Origin of the sequence: Pseudoroseicyclus sp. CXY001, assembly GCF_041714655.1 — a bacterium.
GTDB lineage: Bacteria > Pseudomonadota > Alphaproteobacteria > Rhodobacterales > Rhodobacteraceae > Pseudoroseicyclus_A.
This window is the reverse complement of record NZ_CP168219.1, coordinates 2,528,605-2,549,191: the sequence shown is the minus strand read 5'-3', so window position 1 is coordinate 2,549,191 and position 20,587 is coordinate 2,528,605. Positions and strand designations below refer to the sequence as shown.

Genomic DNA, 20,587 nt, shown 5'->3' with positions numbered 1-20,587 from the left:
CCTCAGAACTGGAAGTAGATGAAGGCCGAGGTCGCCGTCGTCGCCCCGAAGGCGAAGAGATAGACCATGCCGGCGTAAAGCGCTGCCCGGAGCCACACCGGCCAGCGGGCGTAGAAGCGCATATCGCCCGAGAGCTCGATCCAGCCGTCCCAGAGAAGGAGGAACCCCATCCCGAGCAGCACCGCCAGCGGCGGGGCCGGCATGGCGCCGGGGCCGGGCGCCGGAATGGCGCCCGCGAGCCTTCCGGTGAACTCGGCGATCTGCGCGAAGGAGCCGGCGCGGAAGAGGAGCCAGCCATAGGCCACGAGCTGGAAGAAGGCGGCGATCTTCACGAGCCGCCAACCCCATGCCAGCGCGCCGCGCCGCTCGCCCTCGCCGACGCGGCCGTGCCGGCCGGCAAAGGCCCGGTGCACGGCCAGAAGCCCTCCCTGCCAGGCGCCCCAGAGCACGAAATTCCACGCCGCCCCGTGCCAGAGCCCGCCGAGAAGCATGGTCAGCATCAGGTTGCGATAGGTCCGCCAGCGGCCGCCCCGGCTGCCGCCGAGCGGAATGTAGAGGTAATCGCGCAGCCACGACGACAGCGAGATGTGCCAGCGCCGCCAGAATTCCTGCGGGTCGGCGGCGAAATAGGGCTGGGCGAAGTTCCGCATCAGCTCGAAACCGAGAATCTTGGCGACGCCGCGGGCAATGTCGGTATAGCCGGAGAAATCGCAATAGATCTGGATGGCGAAAAGCCAGGTGGCGAAAAGGATGTCGATCCGCGCGGGATCGGGGCTGGCATAGATGGCATCGACGGAGGGCGCGATGCCGTCGGCGATCACCACCTTCTTGATGAGCCCCAGAAGGCAAAGGACGGTGCCGCGCCGCAGCGCCTCCCAGCTGAGCTGGCGGGGCAGCTCGATATTCGGCAGCAGGGTGCGCGCCCGCTCGATCGGACCGGCGACCAGCTGGGGGAAGAAGGCGACGAAAAGCGCGAAGTCGAGAAAGTCGCGCGTCGGCCGCAGGTCGCGCCGGTAGACGTCGATCGTGTAGCTGAGCGTCTGGAAGGTATAAAACGAGATGCCGACGGGCAGAACGATCTGCAAGGTCACCCAGCCGGGGGCATAGCCGAAGAGCCCCGCCAGCGCCTCGAAGCTTTCGGCGAAGAATCCCAGATACTTGAAGACGGCGAGCAGCCCGAGGTTGCAGGCGAGCGACACGCCGAGGAGCCGCTTGCGATGGGCCGGCCGCTCCTCCGCCCCGAGCCGGAGGCCGACGAGATAGTCGACGAGCGTGCTGAAGAGAATGAGCCCGAGGAACCGCCAGTCCCATGCGCCGTAAAAGACGTAGCTGGCGATGAGCAGCATGCGGTTCTGCGCCCGGTGGGGCAGGGCGACATAGAGCGCGCCGACCACCGCGAAGAAGGCCCAGAACGTCAGATCAGTGAAGAGCATCCCGGCTGACGCCTCCCGCCTCGGGGCCACGCGGCCACCGCGCCGGCGAAGATACCGCTAAAATTGTCGATTCTTGGGCGGGACGGGCGGGGCGCGCCCATTGTTGGCGCCAACCCCCGGTGCTGCTGGAGAGATTTGGACTCTGGTCAGCGTCGTGAGCACTTGCGTATGTTCTAGGGAAAGGCAAAGTTTTAGCCAACGATGTCTAGAAACTCGAACATTCGAGAACTTGTCGATGCGATCCTCAAGCTCGCGGCGTTAGCCGCCATTTCTGGCTTAATCGGCACCGCGGCAATTCGCTCGCTGAGCTGCGCGCCTACGGCCTTCAGTACCTACAGCGGGCTCCTCGCGATCATTGCTGCATTCATCGTCTATTTGATCGGGGTTTTTCATTTCTCTGCGACAGTTCTTGAGATTGTTGGGACAAGCGAGCGGGCTCTCAGGATCTCTCAGGTTCTTAGCTGGGCTCTCTATGCCGTTGCGATGTGCTTGGTGGCTGCGAGCATTGTGGTGCTTGTGCCTGTCGTCATGGACGGTCTTCCGAATTGCGAGACTGCAACCATCAGCAAGGATCGCGCCGACGAAGGCGGGCTTTCGCAAGCTGAGCCCTTTCTCCTTGGCATCGCAGCAATGAGCACGGGTTAACCCGCGCAATGTTGTCGGCGCCGTGCGTCATGCAGTGCATCGCGCGCGTAAACCCCTTATTTGCAAGGGGGGCCAGAGATATCAGGGACATAAATGGTGCTGCTGGAGAGATTCGAACTCTCGACCTCTCCCTTACCAAGGGAGTGCTCTACCCCTGAGCTACAGCAGCGCCGGGTGGGCGCCCTTTTAGCAACCGCACCCGCCCGCGCAAGCCCGATTTTCAGCTGCGGAAGACGCGGCCGCGAAGCGCCTTGGAGCGGCGGTAGGCTTCCGAGATATCGACCCGCCCCGCTGCCGGGCTCGCCAGCGCCGCGAGGGCCCCGGCGAGGCGGCTGCGCAGCAGATGCATCACCTCCTCCCGCACCGGGTCGGGATGGCTGGGGGCGAGCGTCATGTCGGGGTTGGTGTTGATCTCCCAGGTCTCCACCCGCCCTTCGGTGACGCCGAAGTCGAGGCGGCCGAACTCCATCCCCGCCACATCGAAGACATGGCGCACGGCGGCCTCATGGGGGTAGGCGTCCATCTCGCGGCGCTCTTCCTTGTAGTCTTCAGCCGAAGCGAGGCCCCGCTGGCCGCCCTTCACCACCCAATGGTCCTGGTTGACGGTATTGGCGCGCAGGATCGCGGAGCCGACCCGGAAGGCGCTGTAGCGGGAGAAATACGGCGGGTCGCCCACGGGCTCGCCGCGGTATTCGATGAAGACGAGATCGCTGAGCGTGTCGCCGCGGCGGAGCCGTTCCTTGAGCCAGTCGCGGGCCTCCTCCTCCGATTCCAGAAGCTTGCGATTCGGCGCGACATGGCCGGAGGCCGGGCGCAGGAACACCGGGAAGCGGTCGGGCCATTCGCCATCGGCGGGCCGCCAGGCCCGGTAGGAATTGAGCCCTTCGCGCCAGAGCCGGTTGATGAGCTGCTCGCGGCGGAGATAGCGGCGCGGATCGTTGACGACGCGCACCCGGGCGCCCTTCAGCTTGCCGGCGATCATGCCGGCGGCATGCAGCTCTGCCGGCGCGAGGCGGTCGAAATCCGTGAACAGCCATGTCCCGCCCGGCAAGGAGCGGCGGCCGAGGAGCGATTCCCACGAGACGACCTCGAGCCGGGCGCCGGCATCGGCGATCTGCCGCTCAAGTGTTGCGCTCGTATAGGTGTGGTCTGCGGTCGTCACCATCCGCAGAACGGGGGTGGACCGTTTGAGGCGCTTGACCGAAAATAATTGGCGTGAAAACATGTTAACCAGAAGATGTGCTCACCTGACCGTTTCTGGCAATCGTTATTTTCATGGGCAGGTCGAGAATTGAGATATTCGGCGCCGCCTATTCTGGCGCAGACGAGAATTAACCTGGCGTCCGCGCTTCTGGCGCGCCGCCTAAAGGAGCCCGAGTTGACACATATCGATCGCCCTGCCCTCGATTCCCGCCGCCTGCTCGGCCTGCGGGCCCTTGCCGGCACCGAAACGGAACGCGCCGCCCTGGCCCAACAGCTTGAAAGCGGGGCCGGCCTCGGCCCCCGCGCCGGTGAAAAGGCCGGCGACAAGGGAACCGTCGATTAACGCAACGACCCGAATTGGCGGCCGATCCCCGGCCGCTCCCATCCCCAGGAGAACCACATGACCAAGATGGAACGCCCCATTCTCGACCCCCAGCAGCTTCTCGGCCTGCGCATCGTCGCGGCCACCGATGAAGAGGCCGCGGAGCTCGTCGGCCGCTCTGGCCAACTTGGCGCGAAGGCCGGTACCAAGGCGGGCGACAAGGGCGGCGTCCCGATCTAAGCCCCATCCCAAGCGCTGAGCAGGGGTGGCGGCCGCTCCCGTGGCGGCTGCCCCTGCCATTTCGGTTCACTCATTCCCAAAAGGACTCCCATTGTCATGACCAAGATCGAGCGCCCCATTCTCGACCCTCAGGCGCTTCTCGGCCTGCGCATCATCGCCGGGACCGACGCCGAAGCCTCCGCCCTCATCGGCCGTGCCGGCCAGCTCGGCGCAAAGGCCGGCATCAAGGCGGGCGACAAGGGCACGACGGGCTGATAGCGGGTTGCCCGGCATGGACACGGCGCTAAGCGCCGATGACGAGCTCCTTGGCGCCTTCGCGCCGAGCGGCGCTCGTGGGCACAGGCTCGACCGGATCGTCCATGACGATCTGGCCGCCAGCCTCGATCATGTTTCCGCCGCCATCGACGCCGGCCCGCCGGGGTGGGAGGCTGTGGCGGAGGCGCTTTCGCCCGCCCGTGCCCGCCTGACCGAAGGCGCCCGGCTCGCGCCTGTGGCCTTCGGGCTCTACTACCAGCTTGTCAGCGCCATCTACGGCGGCCGGCCGGAGGAGGCGCTGGAGGCCGCCGAGGCCCTCTCCGCCGCGCCCGGCGCGCCCCTCGGCTACACGATCGACCGCCGGGGCGCCGATCCGCTCTTCGACCGCGTGCTCGATGCGCGCATGGGCGAGGAGGCCGAAACCTTCGCTCCCATCGACCCGGCAGCGGAGGCGCCCTTCGCGGCGCTTCTCTCCGAGGGGATGGACCTCATGGCCCGGACGGTCCCCGACCTTCACGACGAGCTCGGCGGCATCCTCAGCCAGATCGTCCTCGCCCAGTCGCCGCCCGACTCGAAGATCGAGTTCGACGGGGCCTCGCATTTCCAGTTCTGGGGGATGGTCCTGCTCAACCCCAAACACCATCCGACGCCGCTCGCCGTCGTCGAGGTGCTGGCGCATGAGACGGGCCATGCGCTGCTCTTCGGACTCACCCGGGACGAGCCGCTCGTGCTCAACCCCGATGACGAGCTCTTCTCCTCGCCGCTTCGCCGTGATCCCAGGCCGATGGATGGCATCTACCATGCCACCTTCGTCTCCGCCCGCATGGCCTGGACGATGGAGCGCCTGGCCGAAAGCGACCTCATTTCCGCCGATGAGCGCGACCGCGTCCGCAAGGCGGCGGCGCAGGACCGGGAGAATTTCGTCAAGGGGCTCGGCACCGTGCGCGAGCATGGAAGGCTGACCGCCACCGGCCAGCGGATCCTCGCCGGCGCCGAGGCGGCGATGAACGGCTGACGGGCGCCGTTCCGCTGGACGGGCGAGCCCCGCCGCAGTATCGACAATCCATGAGCGCGGGATCCGACAAAGACGCCCGCGACGCGCGACGCAAGGCGGCCCTCAAGGCCAATATCGCGCGCCGCAAGGCGCAGGCCCGCGCAAGGGCAGAAGCGGCCGAGGCATCAGGGGCGCCAGACCCCGACGCGCCCGGGCCGGAGGCAGCAGAGCAGGAGGATCCCTGATGGATTCGATCATCGTGACCGGCGGCACCCCGCTTTCCGGCGACATCCCCATCGCCGGCGCCAAGAACGCCTGCCTCGCCCTGATGCCGGCGACGCTCTTGTCGGAAGAGCCGCTGACGCTCACCAACGCGCCGCGCCTCAGTGACATCGCCACCATGTCGGCGCTCCTGCGCTCGCTCGGCTCCGAGGTCAGCCTCCTCGCCGGCGGCAAGGTCATCGCCATGTCCTCGCATCAGCTCACCTCGACGCGGGCGGATTACGAGATCGTCCGCAAGATGCGCGCCTCGAACCTCGTGCTCGGCCCCCTGCTGGCCCGCGAGCATCAGGCCACGGTGTCGCTGCCCGGCGGCTGCGCCATCGGCGCCCGGCCGATGGACATCCATGTGAGCGCGCTCGAGGCCATGGGCGCCGAGATCGAACTGAAGGACGGCTACCTCCATGCCGTGGCGCGGGGCGGCCTCAAGGGCGCCCGCTTCGCGATGAAGTTCCCCTCCGTCGGCGCCACCGAGAACGCGCTTATGGCGGCGACGCTGGCGCGGGGCACGACCGTGATGTCGAACGTCGCGCGGGAGCCCGAGATCGTCGATCTCGCCAAATGCCTGCGCGCCATGGGTGCCCGCATCGAGGGCGAGGGCACCGACACGATCACCATCGAGGGCGTCGACCGCCTGCATGGCGCCACCCATGAGGTGGTCGCCGACCGCATCGAACTCGGCACCTACATGCTCGCCCCCGTGATCGCCGGCGGCGAGGTGGAATGCCTCGGCGGCCGGCTCGACCTCGTGGAGGCTTTCGCCGAGAAGCTCCATGACGCCGGGGTCGAGATCGAGCAGACCAACCGCGGCGTGAAGGTGCGCCGGGCCAATGGCCGGGTCCATGCGGTGGATGTCGCGACGGCGCCGTACCCCGGCTTCCCGACCGACCTTCAGGCGCAGATGATGGCGATGCTCTGCACCGCCGAGGGCACCTCGCATCTGGAAGAGACGATCTTCGAAAACCGCTTCATGCACGCTCCCGAACTCACCCGCATGGGCGCGAAGATCGAGGTGCATGGCGGCACCGCCTCCGTCACGGGGGTCGAGCGCCTGAAGGGCGCGCCGGTGATGGCCACCGACCTGCGCGCCTCCGTCTCGCTGATCCTCGCCGGGCTCGCGGCGGAGGGGGAGACGCGGGTGAACCGCGTCTATCACCTCGACCGCGGCTATGAAGAGCTCGAGGCCAAATTGGGCGGCGCCGGCGCGAAGATCGAGCGGATCCGGGACTGACCCTGCCGCGTTTCTCTCGACCGCGGTGAGCGGGATCGGGCCGGCCCGGGGCGCCGGCTCTTGCGATCCGCGCCCGCGGGGGCCATCTCCCCGAGGGATGGGCAAAGAGCGCGGCCCGGCCAGAAGAGGGCAGAGAACGGCATGAACGAACGGCGAGACCAGAGCGGCGATGCCCGGTTCGAGGATGGCGGCGAAGCGCCCCTGCGGCTCCTCGCGCGCGATGCCGAAGACCTCGCGGTGCTGTCCTCCCTCTGCCAGGATGCCGTGTTTCCCGCCTCTGAGATGCGCTGGGACCGGGCGTCGCGGCGCTTCGCGCTTCTGGTGAACCGCTTCCGCTGGGAGGATCTGCCGCAGGCGAAGGCGCGCGGCCGGTCGCCCGAGCGCGTGCAGGCGGTCATCGTCATCTCCGACGTGCTCTCCGTCCAGAGCCAGGGCCTGCCGCCCCGGGCGGAGGACACGGTGCTGTCTCTGCTCGCGATGCATTGGGAGCCGGAGGAGGACGGTGCGGGCCGGGTGATCCTGACCCTCGCCGGCGACGGGGCGATTGCCGTCGCGGCGGAGGATCTGGAGATCTCGCTGCGCGATGTCACCCGCCCCTATGTGGCCCCCTCGGGCAAGGCGCCGGGGCATGACGATGGCTGAGGAGCGCACCCCCAGGATGCCGCCGGCCGCCCGTGCCCCGGAGCGCGCGCCGACGAAGGTGCCCGAGCAGGCCGCAGAGCGCCCGGCCGAAAGCCGGCGGCCGGTGCCGGCCGTCGCACCGCCAGCGGCCCCGGCCGCCCCGGCCGAGCCGCTGGAGGCGACCGTCCGCAAGCTCGGCCCGGCCGATGTCATCGCCTACCGCCATGTGCGGCTCGAGGCGCTCCGCGAGCATCCCGCAGCCTTCGGCACGACCTTCGCCGACATGGCCAACGCCCCCCATGCCGCCTTCGCCGAGCGACTGGAGCAGGCGGCGATCTTCGGGCTCTATACCGCGCATGGGCTCGAGGGGCTCATGTGCCTTGCGCGCGAGCGCGGCAGCAACACCCGCCACCGTGCCACGATCACGCAGGTCTATCTGCGCGAGAAGCTGCGCGGGCAGGGCGGGGCGGCGATGCTGCTGGAGGCGCTGGTGACCGAGGCCGAGGCGACGGGCATCCGCCAGCTCGAGCTGACGGTCGCCGAGGACAACCGCACCGCCCATGACTTCTACGCGCGCCACGGCTTCACGCGGATCGGCGTCATCCCCCGCGCGCTCCGTATCGATGGCGCCTATGTGGACGAGATCCTGATGATGCGGCGGGTCGGCGAGGACGCCTGACGCCTGCCCCCCGGCGCCGAGGCGCCGGGCTCAGGCCCCGACTTCTCCCCCAAAGAGAAATTCTCTTGCGCCCCGGGCCCGTCTTGCGCCATGAAGCGGGCCATGAGCACCGCCGCGACCCTTCTCCGCCGCCGAATCCGCGCCTGAACCGCAGGCCCGGCGCGAGCTGTCGCGCGCTCATCTTCCCCCTTGATTGACCATCCGCCCGGCTTCGGCCACCAATGGGCGTCCCTGCGAAAGGTCTTATGACATGATCCCCGCGATCCTTCCCACCTATAACCGCGCGCCCCTCGCCTTCGAGCGGGGCGAGGGCTCCTGGCTCGTAGCGGAGGATGGGCAGCGATATCTCGACCTCGGCGCCGGGATCGCCGTCAACGCGCTCGGCCATGCGCATCCCGAGCTGGTGAAGGTGCTGACCGAGCAAGGCAGCAAGCTCTGGCATGTCTCGAACGTCTACCGGGTGCCTGAACAGGAGGCGCTGGCGGCGCTGCTCGTCGAGACGACCTTCGCCGACACCGTCTTCTTCACCAATTCGGGCACCGAGGCCTGCGAGCTGGCCGTGAAGATGGCGCGCAAGCACTTCGCCGAGGCGGAGCCGGAGCGGACGAAGATCCTCGCCTTCCACGGCGCCTTCCACGGCCGGTCCTCCGCCGCCATCGCTGCGTCGGGATCGGAGAAGATGACCAAGGGCTTCGGCCCGCTCCTGCCCGGCTTCGCGCAGTTCGACCTGGGCGGCGAGGAGGTCTTCGAGGCGCTGACGGCCCCCGACGTCGCCGCCGTGATCGTCGAGCCTGTGCAGGGCGAGGGCGGCATCCGCGCGGCGGACGACGCCTGGCTGAAGCGGCTCCGGCAGGCGACGGAGGAGGCCGGCGTGCTCCTCATCCTCGACGAGGTGCAATGCGGCATGGGCCGGACCGGCCGGCTCTTCGCGCATGAATGGGCGGGGATCACGCCCGACATCATGATGGTCGCCAAGGGCATCGGCGGCGGCTTCCCGCTCGGTGCCGTGCTCGCGACCGAGGCCGCCGCCGCCCAGATGACCACCGGCACGCATGGCTCGACCTATGGCGGCAACCCGCTCGGCTGCGCCATCGGCAAGCGGGTGACGGAGATCATCTCCGACCCCGCTTTCCTCGCCGAGGTGAACCGCAAGGGCGCCCTCTTCCGGCAGGGGCTCGAAGGGCTCGTCGCCGCGCATCCGGAGGTCTTCGAGGCCGTGCGCGGCGAGGGGCTGATGCTGGGCCTCAAGTGCCGCGCGCCGAACGCCGATGTGGTGTCGGCGGGTTATGCCGAGGGCGTGCTGACCGTCGCGGCGGCGGACAACGTGATCCGCCTCCTGCCGGCGCTGACGATCCCCGACGAGGATATCGCCGAGGCGCTGGCGCGGCTCGAGGCGACGGCCGCCGCCGTCGAGGCCAAGGGGGCGGGGGCATGACGCGGCACGCGACCGCCCCCGGCGGCAGGGGGAGGGGCGCATGGCCGGCGGCTACCGCTTCGTCCCCGTGACCCGGGCCGACCTTCCCCTGCTGGAGCGCTGGCTCTCCGGCGCCCATATGTCGCCCTGGTGGGGCGATCCCGCCGAGGAGATCGCGCTCATCGAGGAGGAGATCGGCATCGGGCCGACCGACATGCGGATCGTCCACCATGGCGAGACGCCCTTCGCCTTCGTGCAGGACTGGGACGCGACGACCGGCCCGCAATTCGGCTCCGTCCCGCCCGGCTCCCGCGCCGTCGACACCTTCCTCGGCGAGCCCTCGTGGCTCGGCAAGGGCCATGCGCCCCGCTACCTCCGCGCGCGGGCGCTGGAGCTCCTCGTCGCCGGGGCGCCCGAGGTGGTGATCGACCCCGACCCGGAGAATGCCCGCGCCATCTCGGCCTACCGACGCGCCGGCTTTCACGGCGAGGCGATCCGCACCGACGGGGAGGGCTATGACGTCCTCGTCATGACCTTTTCCCCCTGACCTGACTTGCAAGAGGCGGCGCGGCCGCCCGAAAAGAGATCAAAGATGACCCATTTCCTCGATATCAACCGCACCGACGCCGCCGAGCTCCGCGCCATGATCGACAGCGCCCGCGCCATGAAGGACGCGCGCGCCGGCCGCCCGAAGGGCGAGCCCGATGCCGAGCAGCCGCTCGCGGGCCGCATGGTGGCGCTGATCTTCGAGAAGCCCTCGACCCGCACGCGGGTGAGCTTCGACGTCGGCGTCCGGCAGATGGGCGGGCAGACCATGGTGCTCTCCGGCTCCGAGATGCAGCTCGGGCACGGGGAGACCATCGCCGACACGGCGCGGGTGCTGAGCCGCTACGTCGATCTCATCATGATCCGCACCTTCGAGGAACAGACGCTGCTCGACATGGCCGAATATGCCGATGTGCCGGTGATCAACGGGCTGACCAACCGCACGCATCCCTGCCAGATCATGGCCGACGTGATGACCTACGAGGAGCATCGCGGCCCCATCGCCGGGCGGAAGGTCGTCTGGTCGGGCGACGGCAACAACGTCTTCGCGAGCTTCGCCCATGCGGCCTGGCAGTTCGGCTTCGACCTCACCTTCACCGGCCCCGAGACGCTCGACCCCGAGCGCGCCGTCATCGAGGAGGCCCGCGCCAAGGGCGCCAAGATCGAGATCGAGCGCAACCCGGAGCGGGCCGTGGCCGGGGCGGACCTCGTGGTGACCGACACCTGGGTGTCGATGCACGACCCGCAATCGGCGCGCGAGCGGCGGCACAACCAGCTCCGCCCCTATCAGGTCAACGAGGCGCTGATGGCGCAGGCCAAGCCCGATGCGCTCTTCATGCATTGCCTGCCGGCCCATCGCGACGACGAGGCGACCTCGGCCGTGATGGACGGGCCGCATTCGGTGATCTTCGACGAGGCGGAGAACCGGCTCCATGCCCAGAAGGCGATCATGCGCTGGTGCCTCGGCGTCTGACCGGCCGTTCAGCGGCGCGCCTTCGGCGCATTCCTTTGCTTGCGATGAGGGGGCCTGCAGCCCCCTCAAACTCCCGCGCCGGTATTTGAAAATGAGCGAGGATGAGGGGCGCGCCGTGCCTCTCGCTTTCTTGCAAATACTCCTGGGGGTGATTTGGCCGCTCGCGGGCAAGAGGGGGCAGCGCCCCCTTCGTCCTCAGCCATTCCGCGCGAACCAGTCCACGATGGCCGGCATGTCGCGCTCGAAACCGCCGGGGAGGAAGATGTTGAGGAGCCGCGCGGGCGCGGCCGTGGGGTTGCGGAAGTTGTGGGTCATGCCGGCGGGAATGCGCAGGAAGCTGCCGGGGGCGTAGCGGGCCCATGTCTCGCCGGTGAGGAGCTCCGGCTCGCCTTCGAGGACGAGGAAGATCTCGTCATTGGCCGCGTGGCTGTGGTCGCCGACGCCGTCCTGCCCCGGCGCGAGGATCCATTCGGAGATGGCATAGGCGGCGCCCGTCTCTTCCTCGTCGGCGAGGAAGCGGGCCTGCAGGAGCCCCATGTCGTAATGCCGGCCCTCGCCGGGGCCGAGGGCGATCAGGCGGTCGCGGCTCACATGGATCTCAGGATCTCGCGGAGCCCGTCCTCGGTGACCATCTCGGCGGCCTTCTCGGGCGAGACCCAGATGCGGTCGCGGCGGTCTGCCTCGGGGTAGTCCGAGACGGTCTTGCTGACCTTCACCGCGAAGACATCGAGGAGGCAGGGCTCCTCATCGCCGGCCTCGGTGATCTTGGTGGCCATGAAGCTGCCGAGCGCCTTGCGGCCGACCTTGCCGCGCTTGACGCCGCCTTCCTCCCATGCCTCCTGCATCGCCGTCTCGCCGGGGGAGAGGCCGCTGATCGGCCAGCCCTTCGGCAGGATCCAGCGCCCTTCAGAGGAGGTGACGAGCAGCACCTCCGTGCCCTCGCTTCCCTTGCGCAGGCAGAGCGCCGCCAGCTGGCGGTGCTTGGGGCCCGTGAAGGCCTTGCGCGTCTTCGACGTGGGGAGGGCTTTGGCCGGCATGGGCGTAGATTGCTCGATTATCTTGATTTTACGTAAAGCTACCATGCGTCACCCGCAAAACAAAGCGCGGTTTGCCTGCCCCCGGGGCTCAGCTCCCCCGCGGTTTGGCGCGCAAGGTGGGATCGGCGGCGGTCGGGTCCTCCGGCCAGGGGTGGCGCGGGTAGCGGCCGCGCATCTCCTTCCGGACCTCGGCATATTCACCCGCCCAGAAGCCGGGCAGGTCGAGCGTCACCTGCAGGGGCCGCTGCGCGGGGGAGAGGAGCGTGACGCGGATCGGCCGGCCTGCGGCCTGCGGGTGGCGCGTCTCGCCGAACATCTCCTGCAGGCGGAGTGCGATGGCGGGCTGGCCGTCTTCCCAGGTGATCGGCACGCGGCGGCCGAGGGGCGTCGTGTAATGGGAGGGAACGGCGGCGTCGACGGCGCGGGCGCCCTCCCAGCCCAGACGCGCCTCGAGCGCGGGGAGGAGCTCGAGCGCCCGCCAGTCGGCCTCTGTCGTCAGCGGCGCGAGATAGGGCAGGAGCCAGTCCTCCGCCTCCGCCATCAGGGCCTCTTCGGTGAAGGCCGGGATCGCGGCCCCGGCGGAGCGGGCGAGCTCGGCCCGCTGGCAGAGGCGGAGCGCGGCGCCGCTGAGGGAGAGCCCGGCGAGGCGGACGCCCTCGAGCATGGCGCGGGCGCGGGCCTCAGGCGGCGCGTCCCAGGGGCGGGTGTTGAGTGTGAGGGCGCCGAGGCGCTCCTCCTCCCGCGCCACGACGCGGCGCTCGCGGCGCGACCAGGCGCAGCTCTGCACCCAGGCGATGCGGGGGCCGAAGGTCTCGCGCAGCTCCGCCTCCGTCAGCCGAGCGGCGAGGCGGATCTTCGCCTCGCGGGGGTGGCCGTCGGTTTCGATGGCGACGAGCAGGCGCTCGCCGGCGAGCGGGTCGGCCTCGGCGAGCTGCGCGCCCTTGCCGCCGGAGAGGAGGTAGCGCGGCGCATCGCCGGGGCGGCGGAGCGCGATGCGGTCGGGGAAGGCGAGCGCGGCGGCGGCGCCGGGGGAGGCGGAGCCGGCGGGCAGGCCGCGGGCCAGCCGCTTCGCCTCGGCGCGGAGGCGCTGCAGCGCGGGCGGCGGCGCCGTGGGCCCGGGCCGGCCGGCCAGCAAGGCGAGCCGGGGGCCGATGTCGCTGCCGGCGCCGGGGCCGAACGGATCACGCTCGGAGAGGAGCGCGGCGAGCGGCGCGGCGGGCGCCCCGGCGAGTGCCAGCATATGGGCGAGGCGGGGGTGGAGCGGTAGGCCGGCGAGCGTGCGGCCGTGGGCCGTGATGCCGCCCGAGCCATCGAGGGCGCCGAGGCCCTGAAGGAGGGCCCGCGCCTCGGCGAGCCCGGCCTCCGGCGGCGGGGTCAGGAAGGGCAGCTCGGCGGAGCCCCAGAGCGCGAGGTCGAGCGCGAGGGGCGCGAGGTCGCCGGCCTCGATCTCCGGCCGGGGCTGGGCGGCGAGGGCGCCCTCCTCGCCGCGGGTCCAGAGCCGGTAGGCCCGGCCCGGCGCCACGCGGCCGGCGCGGCCGGCGCGCTGAGCGGCCTCGGCCTTCGTCACCCGCTCCGTCACCAGCCGGGCCATGCCCGAGCCCGGGTCGAAGAGCGAGCGCCGCGCGAGGCCGGCGTCGACCACGACGCGGATGCCATCGATGGTCAGCGAGGTCTCGGCGATGGAGGTGGCGAGCACGATCTTGCGGCCCTCGAACGGCGCCAGCGCCGCGCGCTGGGAGGCGGGCGGCAGGGCGCCGTAGAGGGGGAAGACCTGCGCGCCTTTCGGGAGGCGGGGGGCGAGGGCGGCCTCCACCCGTCTGATTTCGGATTGGCCGGGGAGGAAGGCGAGGAGGCCGCCTTCGGTCTCCGCAAGGGCCTGAAGGATCAGCGCCGCCATCTCCTGTTCAAGCCGGGCGCGGGCGGGCAGGGGGCGGGGCAGCCAGACCGGCTCCACCGGATAGGTGCGGCCCTCCGACGTGATGACCGGCGCATCGCCCATGAGCGCCGCCACGGGGGCGGCGTCGAGCGTGGCCGACATCACCACGAGCGAGAGGTCTGGCCGGAGCGCGCCCCGGACCTCGAGGCAGAGCGCGAGGCCGAGGTCGGCCTGCAGGCTCCGCTCGTGGAATTCGTCGAAGATCACGGCGGCGATGCCGGGGAGCTCGGGGTCGGACTGGATCATCCGTGTGAGGATGCCCTCGGTGATGACCTCGATGCGTGTCGCCTTCGAGACCACCGCCTCGCCGCGCATCCGGTAGCCTATCGTCTCGCCCGGGCGCTCGTCCCGCTCGGCGGCCATGCGCTCGGCGCTGGCACGGGCGGCGAGGCGGCGGGGCTCGAGCATGAGAATGCGGCCGTCCCTCGCAAGGCCGGCCTCGAGCATCGCCGGGGGGACGCGCGTCGTCTTGCCGGCGCCGGGCGGAGCCTGGAGGACGGCCTGACCACCGGCCTTGAGCGCGGCGATCAGCTCCGGCAGGGCCTCGTCGATGGGCAGGCGGGGAAGGGTCATGGGGGCAGACCTATCCCGGGGCGGGCGGCGATTTCCACATGGAAATCGTGGGCGGGGCCATCGCGGGTCGGCCGACCGCCATCAGGCGAGGGGCGCCAGCTCCATCGCCCGGGCGAACATCGCCGGGTCGACATTGCCGCCGGAGGCGACGGCGATCACGGTCTCGCCCGGGATCTCCTCTCTGTGGAAGAGCGCCGCCGCCAGTGCCACCGCGCCGCCGGGCTCGACCACGATGCGCAGGTGCCGGAAGGCGGCGCCCATGGCGCGGAGCGCCTCGTCCTCCGTCACCACCAGCCCGGGGCCGGCGAGCGCGGAGAGTACCGGGAAGGTCAGCTCCCCCGGCTCCGGCGTGATGATCGCGTCGCAGATCGAGCCGGAGAGGCGGGCGTTGCGCAGGCGCTCGCCCGCGGCCAGCGAGCGGGCCATGTCGTCGAACTCCTGCGGCTCGGCGGTGCGCAGGCGCAGGCCCGGCGCCTCGGCCTCCAGCGCCAGCGCCATGCCGGCGGCGAGCCCGCCGCCGCCGCAGGGCACGATGACCTCCGCCTGGCTCACGCCCTTCGCCGCCGCCTGCGCCGCCAGCTCCAGCCCGGCGGTGCCCTGGCCGGCGATGACGAGCGGCTCGTCATAGGGGCGCACGAGCGTCAGCCCCCGCTCCTCGGCGAGGCGTGCGCCGATCTCCTCCCGGCTCTCGCCGGCCCGGTCGTAGGTCACGACATCGGCGCCGAGCGCCTCCGTCCCCGCCACCTTGGCGGCGGGCGCGTCGGCCGGCATGACGATCGTCGCGGCGAGCCCGTGGGCGCGGGCGGCATGGGCCACGCCCTGCGCGTGGTTGCCGGAGGAGAAGGCGATGACGCCCCGCACGCCCTCCGCCGCCAGCTTCGAGACGGCGGACCAGCCGCCGCGCGCCTTGAACGAGCCGGTGACCTGCAGGCATTCGGCCTTCACCAGCACCCGCCGCCCGGCCATCGCGTCGAGCCCGGGAGAGGACAGGAGCGGCGTGACGTTCAGCGCCTCGCCGATGCGGCCCCTTGCCGCGCGGATATCGTCGATGGAAACGGCAAGGCTCATGCCCATTCCTCCTGCCAGGCGGAGAGCGCCGCCAGCGCCTCCGGTTCGTCAAGGAAGGGCACATGGCCCCTGTCAGGCACCTCGGCGCGGATCATGTCCGGCCGGCGGCGGGCCATTTCGTCGGCCACCTCGGGGGCGAGGATGTCGGAATTCACGCCGCGGATCAGCGCCAGCGGCAGACCGTCCAGCGCCGCGAAGAGGCTCCAGCCGTCGCCTGGCGGGCCGGCATCGCCGGCCTCGCCGGTGCGCTCGGAGCCGAGGACGGCATCACGGAGCGCCGGGTCGTAGCGAAGCGCGAGGCCGCCCGGCCCTTCGGCGAAGCGGGCGGCGGCGACCTCCATCCAGCGCGTCATCGGCACGCCGGGGAAGGCCGGATCGCGCGAGAGGCTGGCGGCGGCGGCCTCGAGCGTCCGCGCCGTGGGGCGCCGGCCGAGATAGCCGGAGATGACGGCGAGCCCCTCGGGCATGATCTCGGGCCCGATGTCGTTGAGCGCCACGGCAAGGAGCCTGTCCTTCGCCGCGGCGGCGAGGGCGAGGGCGACGAGCCCGCCGCGCGAGGTGCCGAGCACCCCCACTGCCGGCAGCGCCAGATGGGCCAGCAGCGTCAGCACGTCGCGCGCCTCCTGCGCGATGTTGTAGCTCCGCCAGTCGGCATGGGCCGAGCGGCCGCGGCCCCGCGCATCCATGCGGATGATGCGCACGGCCTTCAGATGCGGCAGGATCGGCGCGAAATCCTCGCCGTTGCGGGTGAGCCCGGCGAGGCAGAGAAGCGGCGGGCCGCTGCCCTCGTCGGTAAAGAAGATCTCCGTGCCGTCATCGGCGGGGAAGGTGGGCATCAGGTGAGCTCCAGGAGGGGCGTGAGATCGGGGAATTCATGCGCGGGCTCGGCCCAGAGCCGCTCGCGGGGCTGGCCGCGGCGGTTGATCCAGGCTGCGGTGAAGCCGTAGCCGGCGGCGCCGGCCGCGTCCCAGCCATTGGCGGAGACGAAGAGCACCTCCGCCGGGGCCGTGCCGAAGGCCTGCCCGACAAGGGCATAGACGGCATCGGCCGGCTTGAAGATGCCGGCAGCCTCAGCAGAGAGCACCTGATCGAGATGTGCGCCGATCCCGGCGGCGGCGACGGCGCTCGCCAGCATCTGCGGTGTGCCGTTGGAGAGGATGCCGGTGGCGAGCCCCCGCGCCTTCAGCGCGGCGAGGGTGGCGGGCACCTCGGGATAGGCGGGCAGGCGGGTGTAGAGATCGACGAGCCGCTGGCGGAGCGCCGGATCGCTTAGCCCCAGCGCCGCCATCGAGACATCAAGCGCATCGGCGGTGACCGCTTCGAAATCGGCATGGCGGCCGGCGGCGGCGCGGAGCCAGGTGTAATCCAGCTGCTTGTCCCGCCAGAGCGCGGCGAGGGCCGGCCAGCTCTCGGCGGTTAGCGGCGAGCCCTCCGCCTCGGCGGCCGCGCGGACGGGGGCCGCCACGTCGAAGAGCGTGCCATAGGCGTCGAAGATGATGGTGGTGACCGGCATGATCCCCCCGCCGATGCGGACCCGCGCCAAGGTGGCACGAGGCGCGGGGGAGGGGAAGTGGCGCGAGGGCTTGCCTGCGGCGAGGCCGGGGCGCAGGGTCGCCGGCGACACGCCCTGCCGGAGGTCCCGATGGAGCTCGCACAACTCGCCGCCTTCGCGGCCGCCTATTTCGCCATCATCGTCCTGCCGGGCCCCGCGGTGACCGCGCTCGTCGCCCGGGTTCTGGCGCGGGGCGGGCAGGGGGCGCCGGCGCTGATCGCCGGCTGCGTGCTCGGCTCGCTCACATGGCTGATGGTGGCGGCGACCGGGCTGGCGCTCATCGCCGCCAGCTTCCAGCCGCTCTTCGTGGCGATCCGCTACGCCGGGGCGGCCTATCTGCTTTATCTCGCGTGGAAGTTCTGGCGGGCCGAGCCGCGGATGCTGGCGGCGGGAGAGGCCCCGGCGGAGGGCGCGGGGAGGCTCTTCCTCACAGGGCTCGCCATCAACCTCGGCAATCCCAAGGCGGTGGCCTTCTACCTCGCGGTGCTGCCGAGCGTGGTGGACCTCGGCGGGCTGACCGGTGCGGGGCTGGCCGAACTGGCGGTGACGACGGCGCTGGTGGCGAGTTCCGTCCTCTCCGGCTATGCGATTCTCGCCGCGCGGGCGCGGGCGCGTCTGGCGACGCCGGAGCGGCTGAAGCTGCTCTCGAAGCTGTCGAGCCTTGTCATGGCGGCAACGGCGATCCGGATCGTCACCCGCTGAGGCCTTGAAAGCAGGGGGTTTTCAGGCCCCGCCCGAAAAAAATCCGCGCGGCGTAAAAAACTTTGTATCGGGGCGGAAACCATATCGGGGGTTGGTGCGTATCTACGTCAGATCGAACGGCATGCCTGTACCGTTCCGGATCTCGCTCCCCCGGCGCGGACCCCCCTGATCCGCGCTCAGCCCCCGCCGCACCCCTCGGCGGGGGCTAACTCGTTCAGGACCTCGCCTAGGGACGACGCGACGTCCTCACCCGATCCTCAGAGGTCAGAGGTTCTCAGACTGGGGCATCCCGAGCACATGGTAGCCGCCGTCGACGCGCACGATCTCGCCGGTCGTGCAGGCGCCACCGTCGGAGCAGAGCCAGAGCGCCGTGCCGCCGATCGCTTCCAGCGTCGCATTGGCGCGCATCGGTGCGTTTTCCTGCGTGTGCCGGAAGGTCCGCCGCGCCCCGCCGATGGCGGCGCCGGCGAGGGTCTTCATCGGGCCGGGAGAGATGGCATTCACCCGGATGCCCTGCGGCCCCAGATCGTTGGCGAGGTAGCGCACGGCGGCTTCGAGGGCCGCCTTGGCGACGCCCATGACGTTGTAGAAGGGCGTGACCCGGGTCGAGCCCTGATAGGTCAGCGTCAGGATGCTGCCGCCCTCGGTCATGAGCGGCTCCGCCCGCCGCGCCACGTCGATCAGCGAATAGCAGGAGATCGTCAGCGAATTGCGGAAGTTCTCGCGGCTGGTGTTGAGGAAGCGCCCCGTCAGCTCCGCCTTGCTGGAGAAGGCGATGGCATGGACAACGAAGTCCAGCCGCCCCCAGCGCTCCTCGATGGCCTTGAAGCAGGCATCGAGCGAGGCATCGTCGGTCACGTCCACATCGAGCAGGAAGTCGGAGCCGAGCGAGGCGGCGAGCGGTTCGACGCGCTTTCCGAAGGCCTCGCCCTGGTAGGAGAAGGCCAGTTCGGCGCCGGCGCCGGCGAGGGCTTTGGCGATGCCCCAGGCGATGGAATGGTCGTTCGCGACCCCCATCACCAGCCCGCGCTTTCCGCTCATGTTCATAAATCTATTCCTTGAACCGCGAGAGCAGCATCGAGCCGTTGGTGCCGCCGAAGCCGAATGAATTGGTCATGACCGTATCGAGCCCGGCGCTCTCGACGGTCTTCATCGCGATCTCTTCGGGCTTCAGCGCCTCGTCGAGCGCCTCGATGTTGATCGAGGGGGCAATGAAATCGTCCTTGAGCATGAGAAGGCAGAAGATCGCCTCCAGCGCCCCGGCCGCGCCCTGCGCGTGGCCGGTCATCGACTTGGTGGAGGAGATGGGGGGCGTGGTGCCCTCGCCGAAGACGCGGCGCACCGCCTCCACCTCGCCCACGTCGCCGACCGGGGTCGAGGTGCCATGGGCGTTGATGTAGCTGACCTTGCGGCCTTCGGGGAGCGTCTGCAGCGCCAGCCGCATCGCCCGCTCGCCGCCCTCGCCGGAGGGCGCCACCATGTCGTGCCCGTCGGAGGTCGCGGCGAAGCCGGTGACCTCGGCGAGGATGTTCGCGCCGCGGGCCTTGGCGTGCTCCAGCTCCTCCAGCACCACGATGCCGCCGCCGCCGGCGATGACGAAGCCGTCTCGGCCGGCGTCGAAAGCGCGGGAGGCCTTGGCGGGCGTGTCGTTGTACTTGGAGCTCATGGCGCCCATGGCGTCGAAGAGGCAGGAGAGCGTCCAGTCGAGCTCCTCGGCGCCGCCGGCGAACATCACGTCCTGCTTGCCCATCTGGATCTGCTCGGCGGCCGCGCCGATGCAATGCAGCGAGGTCGAGCAGGCCGAGGTGATCGAATAGTTGATCCCCTTGATCTTGTAGGCGGTCGAGAGGTTGGCGCTGATCGTGGAGCTCATGCCCTTCGGCACGGCGAGCGGGCCGATGCGCTTAGGGCTGCCGGTGTTCAGCACCGCCTGATGGGCGGCGAAGAGGGCAGAGGTCGAGGGCCCGCCGGAGCCGGCGATGAGCCCGGTGCGGATGTTCGAGACCTCCGCCTCCTCAAGCCCCGCATCGGCGATGGCCTGCTGCATGGCCAGATAGGCATAGGCGGCGCCCGGCCCCATGAAGCGGAGCGTCCGCTTGTCGAGATGCTCCTTGGGGTCGATCTTCAGCGTGCCCGCGACCTGGCTGCGAAAGCCGTGTTCGGCCATTTCCTCGCTGGCCTCGATGCCGGAGCGGCCGGCGCGGAGCGCCTCCGTCACCTCGGCGGCAGTATTGCCGATGGGCGAGACGATCCCCAGGCCCGTGACGACGACGCGGCGCATCGCTTCCCCCTCAGCCTTCGGCGGCCGCAAGGCCGACCTTCATGTCCTTGACTTCGCAGACGGTCTCGCCGTCCGCCTCCACCCGGCCATCGGCCACGCCCATCTTGAGGCGCCGGTCGATGACCCGGGTGAAATCGACGATATAGCGCACGAGCTTGCGGTCGGGCCGCACCATGCCGGAGAGCTTCACCTCGCCGACGCCGAGCGCGAAGCCCTGGCCCTGCCAGCCGCGCCAGCCGAGGTTGAACCCGGTGAGCTGCCACAGGCCATCGAGCATCAGGCAGCCGGGCATGACCGGATTTCCGGGAAAGTGGCAGGGGAAGAACCAGAGGTCGGGCGTGATGTCGAGCTCGGCGACGATATGGCCCTTGCCGTTCGCGCCGGCATCGCCGGACACTTCGGTGATCCGGTCCATCATCAGCATCGGAGGTTCGGGAAGCTGGGCATTGCCGGGGCCGAAGAGCTCGCCCCGGGCACAGGCCAGAAGGGCATCCTTGTCAAACCGGGTCGGAAAATCCGCCATGCCTTCCCCTTGCAAACATCACCTGCCGCCGGCGGGCGTCGAGCCCCCGGCCGTGTGGTGCCCCACTATCACCCGGAGGC

The 20,587-nt window shown here is 70.4% G+C and carries 22 protein-coding genes, 1 tRNA gene and 1 pseudogene; 12 read left to right on the top strand and 12 right to left on the bottom strand.

The features are described from left to right. Positions 1 to 2 precede the first annotated feature (2 nt). Positions 3 to 1,433 carry an MBOAT family protein gene (locus ACAZ03_RS12435; protein WP_373354017.1) on the bottom strand — a complete coding sequence of 477 codons (1,431 nt, stop codon included), beginning with the start codon at positions 1,431 to 1,433 and terminating at the stop codon, positions 3 to 5. A gap of 201 nt (positions 1,434 to 1,634) precedes the next feature. Here ACAZ03_RS12435 and ACAZ03_RS12430 point away from each other — a divergent pair, with 201 nt between their 5' ends. Continuing rightward, positions 1,635 to 2,078 carry a hypothetical protein gene (locus ACAZ03_RS12430; RefSeq protein ID WP_373354016.1) on the top strand — a complete coding sequence of 148 codons (444 nt, stop codon included), beginning with the start codon at positions 1,635 to 1,637 and terminating at the stop codon, positions 2,076 to 2,078. A 94-nt stretch (positions 2,079 to 2,172) separates the two neighbouring features. Here ACAZ03_RS12430 and ACAZ03_RS12425 read toward each other — a convergent pair. Beyond that, a tRNA-Thr gene (locus tag ACAZ03_RS12425) sits at positions 2,173 to 2,247 on the bottom strand. Between the two features lie 51 nt (positions 2,248 to 2,298). After that, on the bottom strand, positions 2,299 to 3,243 hold the full coding sequence (locus ACAZ03_RS12420; protein WP_373354014.1) for a hypothetical protein: 945 nt from the start codon (positions 3,241 to 3,243) through the stop codon (positions 2,299 to 2,301). 213 nt (positions 3,244 to 3,456) lie between these two features. On the opposite strand from ACAZ03_RS12420, the gene ACAZ03_RS12415 reads away from it, so the two are divergent. The 10 genes from ACAZ03_RS12415 (at position 3,457) to argF (ending at position 10,835) form a co-directional block, all read left to right on the top strand. Next, positions 3,457 to 3,624, top strand: a complete 168-nt coding sequence (locus tag ACAZ03_RS12415) for a hypothetical protein (protein WP_373354012.1) — start codon at positions 3,457 to 3,459, stop codon at positions 3,622 to 3,624. A gap of 57 nt (positions 3,625 to 3,681) precedes the next feature. Continuing rightward, positions 3,682 to 3,843: a hypothetical protein gene (locus tag ACAZ03_RS12410; protein WP_373354010.1), complete on the top strand. Its 162-nt coding sequence runs from the start codon at positions 3,682 to 3,684 to the stop codon at positions 3,841 to 3,843. A gap of 96 nt (positions 3,844 to 3,939) precedes the next feature. Then, complete coding sequence (locus ACAZ03_RS12405) at positions 3,940 to 4,098, top strand: hypothetical protein (protein WP_373354008.1); 159 nt, start codon at positions 3,940 to 3,942, stop codon at positions 4,096 to 4,098. A gap of 16 nt (positions 4,099 to 4,114) precedes the next feature. Continuing rightward, the gene (locus ACAZ03_RS12400) at positions 4,115 to 5,113 is read left to right on the top strand and encodes an aKG-HExxH-type peptide beta-hydroxylase (protein ID WP_373354007.1); all 999 of its coding nucleotides are present in this window, start codon (positions 4,115 to 4,117) and stop codon (positions 5,111 to 5,113) included. A gap of 223 nt (positions 5,114 to 5,336) precedes the next feature. Beyond that, positions 5,337 to 6,602, top strand: coding sequence for a UDP-N-acetylglucosamine 1-carboxyvinyltransferase (murA, locus tag ACAZ03_RS12395; RefSeq protein WP_373354005.1), 1,266 nt, complete (start codon positions 5,337 to 5,339; stop codon positions 6,600 to 6,602). 141 nt (positions 6,603 to 6,743) lie between these two features. Then, positions 6,744 to 7,244 carry a DUF2948 family protein gene (locus ACAZ03_RS12390; protein WP_373354003.1) on the top strand — a complete coding sequence of 167 codons (501 nt, stop codon included), beginning with the start codon at positions 6,744 to 6,746 and terminating at the stop codon, positions 7,242 to 7,244. Further along, entirely contained in the window at positions 7,231 to 7,902 is a 672-nt protein-coding gene (locus ACAZ03_RS12385; RefSeq protein ID WP_373354001.1) for an N-acetyltransferase family protein, read from the top strand. Before ACAZ03_RS12390 ends, ACAZ03_RS12385 begins: the two co-directional genes overlap by 14 nt. A 250-nt stretch (positions 7,903 to 8,152) precedes the next feature. Beyond that, complete coding sequence (locus ACAZ03_RS12380) at positions 8,153 to 9,337, top strand: aspartate aminotransferase family protein (protein ID WP_373353999.1); 1,185 nt, start codon at positions 8,153 to 8,155, stop codon at positions 9,335 to 9,337. Between the two features lie 40 nt (positions 9,338 to 9,377). Next, the gene (locus ACAZ03_RS12375) at positions 9,378 to 9,863 is read left to right on the top strand and encodes a GNAT family N-acetyltransferase (RefSeq protein ID WP_373353997.1); all 486 of its coding nucleotides are present in this window, start codon (positions 9,378 to 9,380) and stop codon (positions 9,861 to 9,863) included. A gap of 45 nt (positions 9,864 to 9,908) precedes the next feature. Further along, a complete protein-coding gene (argF, locus tag ACAZ03_RS12370; protein ID WP_373353995.1) occupies positions 9,909 to 10,835 on the top strand; it encodes an ornithine carbamoyltransferase in 927 nt (308 codons plus the stop codon). Positions 10,836 to 11,153: 318 nt separating this feature from the next. Here the strand turns inward: argF and ACAZ03_RS12365 are convergent. From ACAZ03_RS12365 to ACAZ03_RS12340, 6 genes and pseudogenes are all read right to left on the bottom strand, one after another. Then, a pseudogene (locus ACAZ03_RS12365) lies at positions 11,154 to 11,372 on the bottom strand (cupin domain-containing protein); the annotation flags it as partial. A 50-nt stretch (positions 11,373 to 11,422) separates the two neighbouring features. Beyond that, positions 11,423 to 11,872: an NUDIX hydrolase gene (locus tag ACAZ03_RS12360; protein ID WP_373353994.1), complete on the bottom strand. Its 450-nt coding sequence runs from the start codon at positions 11,870 to 11,872 to the stop codon at positions 11,423 to 11,425. A gap of 88 nt (positions 11,873 to 11,960) precedes the next feature. After that, entirely contained in the window at positions 11,961 to 14,381 is a 2,421-nt protein-coding gene (gene hrpB / locus ACAZ03_RS12355) for an ATP-dependent helicase HrpB (RefSeq protein WP_373353992.1), read from the bottom strand. A gap of 81 nt (positions 14,382 to 14,462) precedes the next feature. Next, the gene (locus tag ACAZ03_RS12350; RefSeq protein ID WP_373353990.1) at positions 14,463 to 15,449 is read right to left on the bottom strand and encodes a threonine/serine dehydratase; all 987 of its coding nucleotides are present in this window, start codon (positions 15,447 to 15,449) and stop codon (positions 14,463 to 14,465) included. Further along, positions 15,446 to 16,285, bottom strand: coding sequence for an alpha/beta fold hydrolase (locus ACAZ03_RS12345; RefSeq protein WP_373353989.1), 840 nt, complete (start codon positions 16,283 to 16,285; stop codon positions 15,446 to 15,448). Before ACAZ03_RS12345 ends, ACAZ03_RS12350 begins: the two co-directional genes overlap by 4 nt. Continuing rightward, positions 16,285 to 16,962, bottom strand: a complete 678-nt coding sequence (locus ACAZ03_RS12340; RefSeq protein ID WP_373353987.1) for a haloacid dehalogenase type II — start codon at positions 16,960 to 16,962, stop codon at positions 16,285 to 16,287. Before ACAZ03_RS12340 ends, ACAZ03_RS12345 begins: the two co-directional genes overlap by 1 nt. Before the next feature lie 129 nt (positions 16,963 to 17,091). Here ACAZ03_RS12340 and ACAZ03_RS12335 point away from each other — a divergent pair, with 129 nt between their 5' ends. Then, entirely contained in the window at positions 17,092 to 17,703 is a 612-nt protein-coding gene (locus ACAZ03_RS12335; protein ID WP_373353985.1) for a LysE family translocator, read from the top strand. Positions 17,704 to 17,967: 264 nt separating this feature from the next. Here the strand turns inward: ACAZ03_RS12335 and ACAZ03_RS12330 are convergent, their stop codons facing one another. From ACAZ03_RS12330 to fabA, 3 genes are read right to left on the bottom strand one after another with little or no spacing between them, the layout of a single operon-like run. Further along, positions 17,968 to 18,750 (bottom strand): enoyl-ACP reductase, encoded by a 783-nt coding sequence (locus ACAZ03_RS12330; protein ID WP_373353983.1) that lies wholly within the window; start codon positions 18,748 to 18,750, stop codon positions 17,968 to 17,970. 4 nt (positions 18,751 to 18,754) lie between these two features. Then, positions 18,755 to 19,984 (bottom strand): beta-ketoacyl-ACP synthase I, encoded by a 1,230-nt coding sequence (fabB, locus tag ACAZ03_RS12325; RefSeq protein WP_373353981.1) that lies wholly within the window; start codon positions 19,982 to 19,984, stop codon positions 18,755 to 18,757. 10 nt (positions 19,985 to 19,994) lie between these two features. Continuing rightward, positions 19,995 to 20,507, bottom strand: a complete 513-nt coding sequence (gene fabA / locus ACAZ03_RS12320) for a bifunctional 3-hydroxydecanoyl-ACP dehydratase/trans-2-decenoyl-ACP isomerase (RefSeq protein WP_373353979.1) — start codon at positions 20,505 to 20,507, stop codon at positions 19,995 to 19,997. Between the last annotated feature and the right edge of the window lie 80 nt (positions 20,508 to 20,587).

Coding starts and splice junctions, on each gene's coding strand:
- ACAZ03_RS12435 (WP_373354017.1), bottom strand. CDS start 1,433: ATGCTCTTCACTGATCTGACGTTCTGGGCCTTCTTCGCGGTGGTCGGC.
- ACAZ03_RS12430 (WP_373354016.1), top strand. CDS start 1,635: ATGTCTAGAAACTCGAACATTCGAGAACTTGTCGATGCGATCCTCAAG.
- ACAZ03_RS12420 (WP_373354014.1), bottom strand. CDS start 3,243: ATGGTGACGACCGCAGACCACACCTATACGAGCGCAACACTTGAGCGG.
- ACAZ03_RS12410 (WP_373354010.1), top strand. CDS start 3,682: ATGACCAAGATGGAACGCCCCATTCTCGACCCCCAGCAGCTTCTCGGC.
- ACAZ03_RS12405 (WP_373354008.1), top strand. CDS start 3,940: ATGACCAAGATCGAGCGCCCCATTCTCGACCCTCAGGCGCTTCTCGGC.
- ACAZ03_RS12400 (WP_373354007.1), top strand. CDS start 4,115: ATGGACACGGCGCTAAGCGCCGATGACGAGCTCCTTGGCGCCTTCGCG.
- murA (WP_373354005.1), top strand. CDS start 5,337: ATGGATTCGATCATCGTGACCGGCGGCACCCCGCTTTCCGGCGACATC.
- ACAZ03_RS12390 (WP_373354003.1), top strand. CDS start 6,744: ATGAACGAACGGCGAGACCAGAGCGGCGATGCCCGGTTCGAGGATGGC.
- ACAZ03_RS12385 (WP_373354001.1), top strand. CDS start 7,231: ATGACGATGGCTGAGGAGCGCACCCCCAGGATGCCGCCGGCCGCCCGT.
- ACAZ03_RS12380 (WP_373353999.1), top strand. CDS start 8,153: ATGATCCCCGCGATCCTTCCCACCTATAACCGCGCGCCCCTCGCCTTC.
- ACAZ03_RS12375 (WP_373353997.1), top strand. CDS start 9,378: ATGGCCGGCGGCTACCGCTTCGTCCCCGTGACCCGGGCCGACCTTCCC.
- argF (WP_373353995.1), top strand. CDS start 9,909: ATGACCCATTTCCTCGATATCAACCGCACCGACGCCGCCGAGCTCCGC.
- ACAZ03_RS12360 (WP_373353994.1), bottom strand. CDS start 11,872: ATGCCGGCCAAAGCCCTCCCCACGTCGAAGACGCGCAAGGCCTTCACG.
- hrpB (WP_373353992.1), bottom strand. CDS start 14,381: ATGACCCTTCCCCGCCTGCCCATCGACGAGGCCCTGCCGGAGCTGATC.
- ACAZ03_RS12350 (WP_373353990.1), bottom strand. CDS start 15,449: ATGAGCCTTGCCGTTTCCATCGACGATATCCGCGCGGCAAGGGGCCGC.
- ACAZ03_RS12345 (WP_373353989.1), bottom strand. CDS start 16,285: ATGCCCACCTTCCCCGCCGATGACGGCACGGAGATCTTCTTTACCGAC.
- ACAZ03_RS12340 (WP_373353987.1), bottom strand. CDS start 16,962: ATGCCGGTCACCACCATCATCTTCGACGCCTATGGCACGCTCTTCGAC.
- ACAZ03_RS12335 (WP_373353985.1), top strand. CDS start 17,092: ATGGAGCTCGCACAACTCGCCGCCTTCGCGGCCGCCTATTTCGCCATC.
- ACAZ03_RS12330 (WP_373353983.1), bottom strand. CDS start 18,750: ATGAACATGAGCGGAAAGCGCGGGCTGGTGATGGGGGTCGCGAACGAC.
- fabB (WP_373353981.1), bottom strand. CDS start 19,984: ATGCGCCGCGTCGTCGTCACGGGCCTGGGGATCGTCTCGCCCATCGGC.
- fabA (WP_373353979.1), bottom strand. CDS start 20,507: ATGGCGGATTTTCCGACCCGGTTTGACAAGGATGCCCTTCTGGCCTGT.